Origin of the sequence: Prevotella sp. P5-50 (assembly GCF_002251295.1) — a bacterium.
Classification (GTDB): domain Bacteria; phylum Bacteroidota; class Bacteroidia; order Bacteroidales; family Bacteroidaceae; genus Prevotella.
In genome coordinates, this window is the sequence record NZ_NPJA01000019.1 from 112947 (window position 1) to 126140 (window position 13194).

Annotated in this window: 12 protein-coding genes; 11 read left to right on the plus strand and 1 reads right to left on the minus strand. The window is 45.0% G+C overall.

Features of this window, described 5'->3' with window-relative positions:
- The first annotated feature begins 57 nt into the window (after nucleotides 1-57).
- The 4 genes from sufB to CIK88_RS04215 are packed head-to-tail and all read left to right on the plus strand — an operon-like array spanning nucleotide 58 to nucleotide 4859.
- Complete coding sequence (gene sufB, locus CIK88_RS04200; RefSeq protein WP_371591499.1) at nucleotides 58-1512, plus strand: Fe-S cluster assembly protein SufB; 1455 nt, start codon at nucleotides 58-60, stop codon at nucleotides 1510-1512.
- Between the two features lie 30 nt (nucleotides 1513-1542).
- Nucleotides 1543-2298 carry a Fe-S cluster assembly ATPase SufC gene (sufC, locus tag CIK88_RS04205; protein WP_094391482.1) on the plus strand — a complete coding sequence of 252 codons (756 nt, stop codon included), beginning with the start codon at nucleotides 1543-1545 and terminating at the stop codon, nucleotides 2296-2298.
- On the plus strand, nucleotides 2299-3630 hold the full coding sequence (gene sufD, locus CIK88_RS04210) for a Fe-S cluster assembly protein SufD (protein WP_094434740.1): 1332 nt from the start codon (nucleotides 2299-2301) through the stop codon (nucleotides 3628-3630).
- Nucleotides 3631-3644: 14 nt separating this feature from the next.
- The gene (locus tag CIK88_RS04215) at nucleotides 3645-4859 is read left to right on the plus strand and encodes an aminotransferase class V-fold PLP-dependent enzyme (protein ID WP_094391484.1); all 1215 of its coding nucleotides are present in this window, start codon (nucleotides 3645-3647) and stop codon (nucleotides 4857-4859) included.
- A 38-nt stretch (nucleotides 4860-4897) separates the two neighbouring features.
- Here the strand turns inward: CIK88_RS04215 and CIK88_RS04220 are convergent, their stop codons facing one another.
- Nucleotides 4898-5179, minus strand: coding sequence for a hypothetical protein (locus CIK88_RS04220; protein ID WP_094391485.1), 282 nt, complete (start codon nucleotides 5177-5179; stop codon nucleotides 4898-4900).
- A gap of 122 nt (nucleotides 5180-5301) precedes the next feature.
- On the opposite strand from CIK88_RS04220, the gene CIK88_RS04225 reads away from it, so the two are divergent.
- The 7 genes from CIK88_RS04225 to CIK88_RS04255 all read left to right on the plus strand — a co-directional run bounded on the left by CIK88_RS04225 (nucleotide 5302) and on the right by CIK88_RS04255 (nucleotide 12525).
- On the plus strand, nucleotides 5302-5910 hold the full coding sequence (locus CIK88_RS04225) for a ribonuclease HII (RefSeq protein ID WP_094434742.1): 609 nt from the start codon (nucleotides 5302-5304) through the stop codon (nucleotides 5908-5910).
- 3 nt (nucleotides 5911-5913) lie between these two features.
- Entirely contained in the window at nucleotides 5914-6828 is a 915-nt protein-coding gene (locus tag CIK88_RS04230) for a YafY family protein (RefSeq protein ID WP_094434744.1), read from the plus strand.
- Between the two features lie 75 nt (nucleotides 6829-6903).
- A complete protein-coding gene (locus CIK88_RS04235) occupies nucleotides 6904-8454 on the plus strand; it encodes a carbon-nitrogen hydrolase family protein (RefSeq protein WP_094434746.1) in 1551 nt (516 codons plus the stop codon).
- 310 nt (nucleotides 8455-8764) lie between these two features.
- A complete protein-coding gene (locus CIK88_RS04240) occupies nucleotides 8765-10540 on the plus strand; it encodes a hypothetical protein (RefSeq protein ID WP_094464516.1) in 1776 nt (591 codons plus the stop codon).
- A gap of 42 nt (nucleotides 10541-10582) precedes the next feature.
- Nucleotides 10583-10990: a hypothetical protein gene (locus CIK88_RS04245; protein WP_094391490.1), complete on the plus strand. Its 408-nt coding sequence runs from the start codon at nucleotides 10583-10585 to the stop codon at nucleotides 10988-10990.
- Between the two features lie 165 nt (nucleotides 10991-11155).
- Nucleotides 11156-12130 carry a hypothetical protein gene (locus CIK88_RS04250; protein ID WP_094434750.1) on the plus strand — a complete coding sequence of 325 codons (975 nt, stop codon included), beginning with the start codon at nucleotides 11156-11158 and terminating at the stop codon, nucleotides 12128-12130.
- A gap of 2 nt (nucleotides 12131-12132) precedes the next feature.
- A complete protein-coding gene (locus CIK88_RS04255) occupies nucleotides 12133-12525 on the plus strand; it encodes a hypothetical protein (protein WP_094434752.1) in 393 nt (130 codons plus the stop codon).
- Nucleotides 12526-13194: the final 669 nt, after the last annotated feature.

Below are 13194 nucleotides of genomic sequence, written 5' to 3' on the forward strand. Positions count from 1 at the left end.
AGAAAAACTCGTTTTCCTTTTGTACTTCACTCACTTATTCGTAACTTTGTACCCCAAATGGAAATGAAAGAAAACAACAACGAATTAGTACGCCAAGTAGCTGAACAGAAATACGAGTTTGGATTCACTACTGATGTACATACTGAAATCATTGAGAAAGGACTCAATGAGGATATTGTCAGGCTCATATCGAAAAAAAAGGGAGAGCCCGAATGGATGCTTGATTTCCGTCTCAAAGCTTTCCGTTACTGGCAACAGCAGACGGAACCACGATGGGGACATGTACATGTGCCACCTATTGACTATCAAGCCATATCATACTACGCAGACCCGCTGGCCAAGAAACCCCAAGGTGACGGAAAGATTGACCCGGAACTGGAGAAGACTTTCGACAAACTGGGTATTCCCCTTGAAGAACGTCTGGCATTGAGTGGCAATACAGCAGTGGATGCCATCATGGACTCGGTATCGGTAAAGACCACCTTCAAAGAGAAGCTCGCAGAGAAAGGTGTAATATTCTGCTCCATCGGTGAAGCCATTAAGGAACATTCCGCACTCGTCAGACAATACCTCGGTACGGTAGTACCATACCGCGACAATTTCTTTGCAGCGCTCAATAGTGCCGTATTCAGCGATGGATCTTTTGTCTATATCCCCAAAGGTGTGCGCTGTCCTATGGAATTGAGCAGTTATTTCCGCATCAATGCACGTAACACAGGACAGTTTGAACGCACATTGATTATTGCCGACGACGATGCCTACGTATCCTATCTCGAAGGATGCACAGCCCCTATGCGCGACGAAAACCAATTACATGCCGCCATCGTAGAGATCATTGTCAATGATAGAGCCGAAGTAAAATACTCTACCGTACAAAACTGGTATCCCGGTGATGAGAATGGTAAAGGTGGTGTGCTCAACCTTGTCACCAAGCGCGGTGATCTCAGAGGTGAAGGTTCTAAACTTTCCTGGACACAGGTAGAAACCGGAAGTGCTATCACTTGGAAATATCCCTCCTGCATACTCCGTGGTGACAACTCGACAGCAGAGTTCTATAGTGTAGCTGTTACCAACAATTATCAAGAAGCAGACACTGGCACAAAGATGATACACATGGGCAAAAACACCAAAAGTACCATCATATCGAAAGGAATATCTGCCGGCCACTCCCAAAACTCATACCGCGGACTGGTACGTGCTACCAGCACAGCCGACAATGCACGCAACTACTCCAGTTGCGATTCTCTACTGCTGGGCAGTGACTGTGGTGCACACACCTTCCCCTATATGGATGTACACAATGACACCGCAGTATTCGAACACGAAGCAACTACCAGCAAAATATCGGAAGACCAACTCTTCTACTGCAACCAGCGTGGCATACCCACCGAACAAGCCGTAGGTCTCATCGTTAATGGCTATGCCAAAGAAGTAATCAAGAAACTCCCCATGGAGTTTGCCGTCGAGGCACAGAAACTGCTCAGCGTATCACTCGAAGGTACCGTGGGATAAAACAACAACGACAATAAAAAGACTCAAGATATGTTAGAGGTAAAAAACCTGCATGCCACCATTGCTGGCAAAGAAATACTGAAAGGCATCGACCTGACCATTCGCGACGGTGAAACACATGCCATCATGGGCCCCAACGGTTCGGGCAAGAGCACACTCAGTGCCGTTCTCGTGGGCAATCCACTCTACGAAGTGACCGAAGGAGAAGCATATTTCAATGGTAAAAATCTATTGGACATGAAGCCCGAAGACCGCGCACACGAGGGATTGTTCCTTTCGTTCCAATATCCTGTGGAGATTCCCGGAGTATCGATGACCAACTTCATGAAAGCTGCCATTAACGAAAAACGGAAATATCAAGGTCTTGAACCAATGAATGCCGCAGAGTTCTTAAAACTTATGCGCGAGAAGCGAAAGATAGTAGAACTCGATTCTAAACTTGCCAACCGCTCGGTCAACGAAGGATTCAGCGGTGGCGAGAAAAAGCGCAACGAGGTATTCCAAATGGCTATGCTTGAACCAAAGCTAAGCATTCTCGACGAGACCGACTCAGGCCTCGATGTCGATGCCATGCGCATTGTTGCAGAAGGAGTCAACAAACTGCAGACTCCACAAACCTCCTGTATCGTTATCACCCACTACGACCGACTGTTGGAGATGATTCGTCCACAGTTTGTTCATGTGCTCTACAAGGGACGCATCGTAAAAACCGGAGGTCCAGAACTGGCCAAAGAGATACAAGAACATGGTTACGACTGGATCAAAGAAGAAATAGGAGAAGAATAAATGGGTAGCGAACAACAATATATCGAGCTCTATCAGGAAGCAAGGCAGATGATTATCAGTCATGCCCCAGAGCACATGAATGCCATACGCGACAAGGCTTTCGAGCATTTCAAAGCGCAGGGCTTCCCCACCCGACGGGTGGAACGGTATAAATATACCGACCTGCAACAACTCTTCGAACCCAACTACGGACTGAACCTCAACCGACTCAACATCCCCGTTGACCCCTATGAGGCCTTCCGATGCGATGTACCCAACCTATCTACTTCGCTTTATTTCATGGTCAATGACGCCTTCTACACCCAAGAAACTCCTAAAGGCCATCTGCCCGAAGGTGTTTTTGTGGGATCAATGAAGGAACATCCCGAACTGGTGGCAAGCCACTATGGGCGCTTAGCAAAAACCGACGAAGATGCCGTAACAGCTCTCAACACCATGTTGGCACAAGACGGACTGCTTGTTTATGTGCCACGCCACACCAAAGTGGAACGTGCCATACAGGTCATCAACATCCTCCGAAGCGATGTTGACCTTATGGTCAACCGCCGCGTGATGATTATCCTGGAGGAGGGAGCCGAACTGAAAATGCTCTTCTGCGACCATGCAGCCGATGACCGCAATTTCCTTTCCACACAGATCATCGAAGCATTTGTTGGCAACAATGCCTCGCTCGACCTCTATTGTTTGGAAGAGACACACCACAAGAACGTACGTATCAGCAATGTATATATAGAGCAACAAGCTAATAGCCGTGTCAACCACAATGTGATAACCCTTCACAATGGTGTGACACGCAACCGCCTTGATCTCACCTTTGCTGGCGAAGGTGCAGAATGTGGATGCTATGGCTGTGTGATTGCCGACAAGAAACAACATGTAGATAACAACACGCTCATCCGTCATGAGGTGCCCCACTGCACCAGCACAGAACTCTACAAGTACGTGCTCAACGAAGATGCCGTTGGAGCATTTGCAGGAAGAGTCTATGTGGCACATGGCGCACAGAAGACCTCATCGCAGATGACCAATCAGAACTTGACAGCTTCAAAGACAGCCCGTATGTACACCCAGCCCATGCTGGAGATTTATGCCGATGACGTAAAATGTGCTCACGGAAGTACAGTAGGCCAGCTCAATGATGCGGCCCTCTTCTACATGCAGCAACGCGGCATATCGAAAAAAGAGGCACGACTGCTTTTGCAGAACGCATTCATCAACGAGGTGGTCGATCAGATGCAACTCGAACCACTCCGCGACCGCCTGCACTATTTGGTAGAAAAGCGTTTCCGCGGTGAACTCAGCAAATGTGTGGGATGCAAACTCTGTAAATAAGATTATAAGAAAAGATGTACGATATCAATAAAGTGCGGGAAGATTTCCCCATTCTGTCGAGAAAAGTCTATGATCGTCCACTTGTCTATCTCGACAATGCAGCCACCACTCAGAAACCTCTCTGCGTGCTCGATGCTATGAGAGAGGAGTACCTCAACGTCAATGCCAATGTACATCGCGGTGTCCACTACCTGTCGCAACAGGCCACCGACCTACATGAGGCAGCAAGAGAAAAGGTGCGTGCTTTCATCGGTGCCGCTAAAACAGAAGAGATTGTGTTCACTCGCGGCACTACAGAAGCCATCAATCTAGTAGCATCATCATTCTGCGAAGAGATGATGAAAGAGGGCGATGAAGTTATTGTCACCGACATGGAGCACCACTCCAACATCGTGCCTTGGCAACTACAAGCCAACCGCCGCGGCATCGTAGTACGTCATCTGCCTTTCGACGAAAAGGGCGATCTCTGTTTGGATCAGTTGGAACAGATGATCAACGAGCGTACCAAACTGGTGAGCATGGCCCATGTAAGCAATGTGCTCGGCACAGTAAACGATGTAAAGCATGTGACAACCATTGCCCACAAATATGGAATTCCCGTATTGGTGGATGGTGCACAGAGCACTCCCCACTTTCATGTTGATGTAAAAGAACTGGATTGCGATTTTTTTGCCTTCAGTGGACACAAGATGTATGGCCCTACTGGTATCGGTGTGCTCTATGGTAAAGAAGAATGGTTGGAAAGACTTCCACCCTATCAAGGTGGCGGCGAAATGATAGATAAAGTATCGTGGGAACAAACCACTTTTGAACGCCTGCCCTTTAAATTTGAAGCAGGCACGCCCGACTATGTAGCAACCCACGGCCTCGCCACTGCTATTGATTATATTTCGGCATTAGGCCTTGACCAGATAGCAACCCACGAGCAGATGCTTACCCATTATTGTATGGAGCAGATGTCAACCATCGATGATATGCGTCTGTTTGGCACATCAGCACACAAAGATGCAGTAGTCAGTTTTCTGGTGGGCAATATCCACCACCTCGACATGGGCACCCTGCTCGATCGCCTTGGCATAGCTGTACGCACTGGACACCATTGCGCCCAACCCCTGATGACTCGCCTTGGTATCAGCGGCACGGTGCGCGCATCGTTTGCCCTTTACAATACGAAAGAGGAGATTGACATTTTGGTCAATGGCATACGCCGTGTCAGTCAGATGTTCTGACCAACAGTGTCAAGTTTCTGCATATTGGGCATTAACTATTAGTCGCGTCCAAGTCCGCTGTTTCGGCATTTGAGCAATGCGTTGCAAAACCACAGCAGACAGAGCAGCCGCAATACCAACGACATGGATGCAAATACAAGGAAGAAGAATGCAGCCTGTGCATTGCATAGCAACAAGGTCTGTCGCACGTTGACTTTCTCACCTAGCAATCGCGAATAGTAGTTGGCAAGAGCCGCAAGGGGTTTATTGGCAAGATTGGCTATACGCTGTACATTGAGCATGAGGCGCTCGTTACGATTCAAAGTGATGGTCTGTTTCATATTCAGTTCAGATTTTATTGTTTCGATGCTGCAAAGGAACTACTATTTTGTGCACAATATGTTCACTTTCAAAATATCTTAGTTAAAAGAATTTAATCGTTAACATCTCTTTACAATATTATATGCTTGCAAGCCATTATTACACGGGTAAGATAGAAGCAGGATGCGATGAAGCCGGACGTGGATGTTTGGCAGGCAGCGTCTATGCTGCTGCTGTTATCTTTCCTGAAGACTACCACAACGAGGCGCTCAACGACTCGAAACAATTGACAGACCATAAGCGCAAGCAGTTGCGCGAGATTATTGAGCGCGACGCATTGGCATGGGCTGTAGGCATCGTAACAGCCGAGGAGATCGACCGCATTAACATCCTCAATGCCTCGATACTCGCCATGCACCGTGCTCTCGACCAGTTGAAAGTGCGTCCAGAAGCAATTATTGTGGATGGCAACCGTTTCAAACCCTATCAGAAGTTGCCCCACACCACTATTGTCAAAGGTGATGGTAAATATCTCAGCATTGCAGCAGCCTCAATTCTTGCCAAGACTTACCGCGACGACTATATGGATGGACTGGCAGAGGAATATCCTGAATACGACTGGCATTCCAACAAAGGATATCCCACCAAGAAGCATCGCGAAGCTATCAGCCGTTGCGGTATCACTCCCTACCACCGCAAGAGTTTCAATCTGCTGGGCGATGGGCAGCTTTCACTCGATTTTGGAGAATAGCCTATGCGTCACGACAAACTGAACCGAGAGCTGTCGTTGCTGCTTCTACTTACCGAAAACAAGAAGCTCAACGTACAGCAACTCTGCGAAAAGATGGAGCTATCAAAGCGCACGCTCTATTACTATCTCGATTTTTTCCGTGACTTTGGCTTCGAAGTGGAAAAGCGCGGTACCGTCTATTCCATCGACAAAAACTCCACCTACTTCACCAAGCTCTTCCGCAAAGTGCATTTCACCGAAGACGAAGCCATCTATATCCGCCGCATGCTTGAAAACTATGGTGGTCAGGGAGCACTGGTGGCTCATCTAAAGAGGAAGCTCGACACGCTCTACGATTTTAATATCCTTGCCGATGCCCAGTTGCGCGAACAGCAGGCTTTGAATATCAGCGTCCTCTACGATGCCATCAAATATCATCGCAACGTCATTCTCCACCATTATTCATCGCCACACAGCAACTCGGTGAGCGATCGCATTGTCGAACCGTTCATGTTGATGAACGACAATCGCGAGGTGCGTTGCTATGAATTAACATCAAAGACGAACAAGACCTTCAAGGTGGCACGCATGGAATCGGTAGAGTTGTTGGCCGACGAATGGCAGCACGAAAGGCAGCATCGACAGATGTACACCGACATCTTCATGTTCAGCGGCGAACAACAGATGCGTATCAAACTACGTCTGGGCCGCCTATCAGCCAATATCATACAAGAAGAATATCCATTATCGGCAGCCTATATCAGTAAAGACAATGACACCCATTGGATACTTGAACTCGATGTGTGCAGCTATATTGGTATAGGTCGTTTTGTCATGGGACTGTTTTCTGATATCGAAGTATTGGAAGACTCTGGTTTCTGTAAATATATCCACGACAAAGTCAAGGAGATGGAAGAAAAGATAAAAAACACACCATGATAGTGTTCAACATAAAGGAATAATTAGTACTTTTGCGTCGGTAAAAAGAAAACAGCAAAAGATAACCCGTACATTATGGAAACGTCACACTCCAATAAAGTAGAACTGCGCAACCTCCAAATGGAGGACTACGACCAGTTGGCACGATCATTCCGACGCATCTATGCCGATGCTGATGTCTTCTGGACTCACGCACAAATCAAGAAACTCCTCACTATCTTTCCCGAAGGCCAGATTGTTATCGTGGTCGATGATAAGATAGTGGGATGTGCCCTATCCATCATTGTTGACTACAACAAGGTGAAAGGCGACCACACCTATGCACAGGTCACTGGCAACGAAACGTTCAACACTCACAACCCCAACGGCAATATCCTTTATGGCATCGAGGTGTTTATCCATCCCGACTACCGTGGCATGCGACTGGCTCGCCGCATGTACGAATATCGCAAGGAACTCTGTGAGAAACTCAACCTCAAGGCCATCATGTTTGGCGGTAGAATACCCAACTACCACCTCTATGCCGACACCATGCGTCCTAAGGAATATATAGAAAAGGTACGCACGCGAGAGATATACGACCCGGTACTTACTTTCCAGCTGTCCAACGACTTCCACGTGCGTCGTGTCATCCGCAACTATCTGCCCAACGACGAGGAGTCGAAACATTGTGCCACACTGCTGCAATGGGACAATATCTACTATCAGCCATCCAACAATGTGGTGGAAAAGCGTCCCACGGTACGTATCGGTATGGTACAATGGCAGATGCGCCCCTACCATACGCTCGATGATTTGTTCGAACAGGTAGAGTTCTTTGTCGATTCCGTATCCGACTACAAGAGCGATTTCATCCTCTTCCCCGAATACTTCAACGCTCCACTGATGGCGAAGTTCAACGACATGGGCGAGGCACAGTCTATCCGTGCCATGGCACAATATACGGAGAAAATCCGCGACCGCTTCGTTGAAATGGCTATCAGCTATAATATCAACATCATCACAGGTAGTATGCCTTACGTTAAAGATGACGGTGCTCTCTACAATGTGGGCTTTCTTTGCCGTCGCGACGGATCATACGAGATGTTTGAAAAGATACATGTCACTCCCGACGAACAGAAATGTTGGGGACTGACCGGTGGTAGCCATGTGCAGACTTTTGATACTGACTGCGGACGCATCGGCATACTGATTTGCTACGATGTAGAGTTCCCTGAGCTGTCACGCCTGATGGCAGATGAGGGCATGCAGATACTCTTTGTACCATTCATGACCGACACTAAGAACGCCTACTCACGTGTTCGCATCTGTGCACAGGCTCGTGCCATCGAAAACGAGTGCTACGTGGCAATTGCCGGAAGTGTGGGCAACCTGCCGCGTGTCCACAACATGGATATCCAGTATGCACAGTCTGCTGTGTTCACGCCGTGCGACTTTGCATTCCCCACCGACGGTATGCGTGCCGAGGCAACACCCAACACCGAGATGATATTGGTAAGCGATGTAGATCTGAGTCTGCTCAACGAGCTACACACCTATGGTGCTGTGCGCAACCTGCGCGACCGTCGTGGCGACCTCTACGAACTAAAGATTAAACCTGCCGCTAAACAGGATATCGAAGGTTAACCCCATACTCCTTGCGCGTGCGCATGGGCGCACGCGCATTTTTTTCGTTTTTATCGAACATCGAACACCAACCTAAAACTCTGCGAACATCATTTTATCAGCAAGAACATCGGCAATACATTTCCTGCTCCCATACTTTATTAGCAAATGAAGTATTCAAACGCAACTATAATTAAGGTTTTCTATGTGTAATAGATTGTTTTTTTGCAGAAAAGGAAAAAATTGACTACCTTTGCCATACAAATAAAGAAATAGTCCAAACCGTATTACTACACATTCTGCCCATAGTCCCAAAAGGATTCGAGAATATATGAAGCTGACAACACGACAGAAACAAAAGCTACAACACATGTGCAGCATTGTGCTTCTAGCAATGCTGACAACTATCCTTCTATGCACCTGTGGCAAAAGCAACAGGAGTATTGCCATATTAGAACATGCAGAAAATATAATGGACGAACATCCCGACTCTGCACTATTGCTACTCAATAGCATCAGCAGCGAACAAAATGAAATGGACAAAAGCCAATACATGGCCTACCATCTGCTACTGACTGACGCAAGCTATCGCACGGGAAACACAATAGTGGAAGATAGCATAATCATAGAAAGCGCCAACTATTACGACCTGCATGGCACTTGTAAAGAGCAGGTGCGCGCCAACTATTTGGCTGCACTCGTTTACGACTACAAAGGTAATACGCCCATGGCACTCCAATACTATATGAAGGCTGTGGCACACACTGACACTTCCGATACACACTGTGATTGGCACTTATTGGGCACACTCCATGCACAAATGGCGAAAGCATACGGACGGGCGATGGTCTATAGTATGCAGATGAACTGCATACATAAAGCCGAACACGCATTTTTCAAAGCCAACGATACCGTCAATGCTCTCAAGGCTAAAACACAAACGGCAGACATCTACGCACAAAACGGCGATACTTACAGAGCAATAACACTGCTCGACTCAGTGGCAGATGTCATGGCTAAACAACAATATCACGAGTTGGCTGTCGGTTTCTTCCTGAAAGAAATGCCCCTTATTGCTAAAAAGACAGACCGGAAATTTGCAGAATCTGTCATGCAAAAAGTACAGCAAGAAATGCACTACCTTGCCTCAAACCATCGCTTGTGGAACAATTACTATGCCTGCCAAGGCATATTGGCTGAGCTACAAGACAATATCGACTCGGCTGGTTTCTATTATATGCAAGCCAACCTTTCTGATATCAACGACATGCCGTTGACAGCCTGCATAAATGGTGGTTTGATGCGTTATTACACTGCCAAAGGAAACCTGCGTGAAGCCACTCGCTATGCCACTTATTACACTTTAGCTTGCGATTCTCTACAAAAAATGCATGCAGAAAATATCGACTGTGAAATGTACCGTCTCTATACACAGGATCGCATGGGAGAAGTGGAGAAGCACATGGAAGCGCGTCTGAAAACAATGATTGCTGCACTCCTTATCGTTATATTTGTGCTCTGCATCGCGGGATTGATTAGTCACCAGTGGTACAAACGGCATAAACAGTGGCAGCGCATCAAGATTGAACGCCATAATATGTACTTCCAGCAACTACGTGCCACCTACGACCATGCACGCCACGAATATGACACACTACAAAACGATTTCCTCGCATACAAGCAAGCAAAAGGCGAAGAATTGGAGTCGCTGCGCGCTCAAGTGGCAACCTATTTAGACCAAAACGTATCGATTGAAACATGGGACAAAGAGCGCGAACTCTTCGATGACAAGGCTATCAGCCATCTCCACTCATTGCTTGAACGAGGAAAAATTCCATCTGGGCGCGACCTACGGGAGGTGGTACAGTTGGCAGAAGCCCATCTACCCGACTTCTGGGCAGTGGTATGCAATCCCACCAAACACTTGTCGCTAACTGAAATACAAGTATGTGTGTTACTCCGCGTCTGCTTCATTCCATCGGAAATAGCCGCTGCAATGAATATCAGTATGCAACGAGTGAGCAATGCGAAAGCAAGCATACACGAAAAACTCTTTGGCACGAAAGGTGCAAAAGGATTGGAAGACAAATTGCTGGCTCTACACTAATCCCTATACTCGGCAACGCATTTTTATCCTAAACTAACAAGAATGAAAAGGTCAAACATAAATATGATGTTGGAATCATGGCTATACACCGCTGTGTTTTTCCATGGTACATTGGATCCTATGATAGACTACTTCTACGATTCGAGTTCCTTCGTATGGTGGAGTTTCCAAGCCTGTGGAGCTTTGCTTATTATTATTGCCGTATTCTTCAGCAGACAACTATTGAGCAAAAAATGGACTTACACACTGAAAAAATTGGCATCTGAACAGCTTTTTCTGAATATCAACACCTGTCTCTGCTTCTTGGGTATTGCCATTGCACTGCTTTTCGATTCACAACGATGGATAGCATGGACGGTATTCCTCATCATTTTCGTCGGTCTATTTATCTCTAATCACAACCGCAAGAGAAAGGACGATATTTCACAATCAACATCACAAAGCGCATAAGCTACTATCTCATAAGCCATTAAAGCCACACTTCTATACACACAAAATACACACTTGATGTTTTGTGAATTTAACGTGTATTGATTTTTTGCTCGTTGTTTTGGTTCTGCTTAATTTTGCAATCGAAACAAAACAATTATTCACACAACAAAAATCAATCAAATTATGAAAACAATGATCGGTATTTCAAAAGGCATGGCAGTAATGACAATGATTATACTGCTGACAGCATGTACATCAGACAACTATGACATGGAAATGACACCTAAAGCAAAAACTCCTGACGTAATCTCCAAAATTGAAAACATCAACGCTGAACTTGAACAGCTCAAAACACCATTTGTGACAAGAGGATGGAAAGACTGGAATAGAAATAAGAGAAATGAATTGGTAAGAGCTGATTTCAAAGGATGCTACGATGGAGTTAAATATGGATATAACATCGGAAAACAAATTGATTCATCACGAGGTGGATGCTTTGGCGCCATCATCGGAGGCGTGATTGGTGGCGGTGTTTCTTCTTGGTGGAAATATCGCGATTTGGATCATAAACTTGAATGTAATGATGCTGATATAGAAACAATATCCGAATTATGTAGGAGTTTGGCACAAAAAGGAGACATTACTGAATCAGGCATTACCAATTTGGATGAAGCTCTTAAAGGAGATTCTATTGTAAACAATGATCTCATATTATTATCAAATTTAGATGCACTTTCACTATGTATAGGAAAAATGCATAATACTGCACTTGCCACATTTGACGGTTCAAGTGGACCAAACATGGATATAAAGGATGAAAAATATCCAGATAAAAAAATTGATGCAGAAACTATTGAATTACAATTAAGGTTGATTGACTCAAAAGAATTAAAAACGAAATGCAAACAAATTGCCATTGATATATGTACAGGAGAAAAAAACGAATCAGACTCTACTACGGATAAAATCATAAGGTTGTTTGACGAAGCATTAGACAGCTATACAGAAAACGCTGAAGACATTGCATTTATCATCGGAAAGTATTGTGAAATAATCGATAGTACTGCAGATTTGACAGAAGAAGAGAAAACGCAAGTAAAAGCTGCTTTTTCTACTGCTTTGTATAGTATATCATATTGGGAAACTAAAATGAAATAGGCATGGACAGATATTCTAAAAGCATAATATGGGCATCTTGGATTTTTCGTGCAGGACTACTTGTATGGACCTTTGACCCTTTGATAGAAAACATTTCTAAAGGCAATGAATTATTGATTGATGTATGGAGCAACCTATCGTTCGGTCTTTTAGTTATTTCTGCACTGTTTGAACTTGTGATGCTTATAATAAACCACAAGCGTTTTATCAAGGCATTGGAGAATAGCAAAACTACTGGTTATAGCATGGCAATAATCGATATCATTGGTATTATAGTTGCCTTAATCTTCCAAAGTTCATTCTGGAATTTCTGGGCATTCATGCTCGTCTGTGATACAGTTGGTGTAGGCATAGATGCCAAAAAGCAGAAAAAACAGCAAGATGCAGTAGGTTAATGGTTTGATACTAGCACAAAGTTAACAGGAAAGATTCACTCAAAACAATCTTTAGACCTCATTTCGCCCATCGTGTACATCCGTATGCGATGGGATTCCTATTATTGGCAAACACCCATCAAATATGAAGATAACAGAGGACCACGCCACTCTTTTAAATATCTGATTTTCAACACGTCTCATATGCAATATTAAAAAAACTTTTATCAAACGTTGGATAATACCTTTGTCAAACGTTGGATAATATCTTTGTCAAACGTTGGATAATACCTTTGTCAAACGTTGGATAATATCTTTGTCAAACGTTGACAATACCTTTATCATACGTTAGACTATACCTTTGCCAAACGTTGGACTATACCTTGGCCAAACGTTAGACTATACCTTTGCCAAACGTTGAACAATACTTTTGCAAAACATTTGGCACAGCTTGGCAAAACGTTATCAAAAGAATACCGATCTATTTTATTTCTGAGCGACATTCGAATAGATATGAGCATCGCAGATATGCTTTCGCAATTTGGTGGTCGATGCGTGGTCGATATAAACAGTTTCGACCACCGCCTAAAATACTGAACGATAACGTGATGCACACATCGGTGGTCGAGTGGTCGAAATTTTCTGAAAAATAAAATTCTTGTATAACTCTGGAAAAACGGAAAAGTGTCC

What these genes read in the sequence shown, in the direction of transcription:
- sufB (WP_371591499.1), top strand. Translation starts at nt 58, where the DNA reads ATGGAAATGAAAGAAAACAACAACGAATTAGTACGCCAAGTAGCTGAA.
- sufC (WP_094391482.1), top strand. Translation starts at nt 1,543, where the DNA reads ATGTTAGAGGTAAAAAACCTGCATGCCACCATTGCTGGCAAAGAAATA.
- sufD (WP_094434740.1), top strand. Translation starts at nt 2,299, where the DNA reads ATGGGTAGCGAACAACAATATATCGAGCTCTATCAGGAAGCAAGGCAG.
- CIK88_RS04215 (WP_094391484.1), top strand. Translation starts at nt 3,645, where the DNA reads ATGTACGATATCAATAAAGTGCGGGAAGATTTCCCCATTCTGTCGAGA.
- CIK88_RS04220 (WP_094391485.1), bottom strand. Translation starts at nt 5,179, where the DNA reads ATGAAACAGACCATCACTTTGAATCGTAACGAGCGCCTCATGCTCAAT.
- CIK88_RS04225 (WP_094434742.1), top strand. Translation starts at nt 5,302, where the DNA reads ATGCTTGCAAGCCATTATTACACGGGTAAGATAGAAGCAGGATGCGAT.
- CIK88_RS04230 (WP_094434744.1), top strand. Translation starts at nt 5,914, where the DNA reads ATGCGTCACGACAAACTGAACCGAGAGCTGTCGTTGCTGCTTCTACTT.
- CIK88_RS04235 (WP_094434746.1), top strand. Translation starts at nt 6,904, where the DNA reads ATGGAAACGTCACACTCCAATAAAGTAGAACTGCGCAACCTCCAAATG.
- CIK88_RS04240 (WP_094464516.1), top strand. Translation starts at nt 8,765, where the DNA reads ATGAAGCTGACAACACGACAGAAACAAAAGCTACAACACATGTGCAGC.
- CIK88_RS04245 (WP_094391490.1), top strand. Translation starts at nt 10,583, where the DNA reads ATGAAAAGGTCAAACATAAATATGATGTTGGAATCATGGCTATACACC.
- CIK88_RS04250 (WP_094434750.1), top strand. Translation starts at nt 11,156, where the DNA reads ATGAAAACAATGATCGGTATTTCAAAAGGCATGGCAGTAATGACAATG.
- CIK88_RS04255 (WP_094434752.1), top strand. Translation starts at nt 12,133, where the DNA reads ATGGACAGATATTCTAAAAGCATAATATGGGCATCTTGGATTTTTCGT.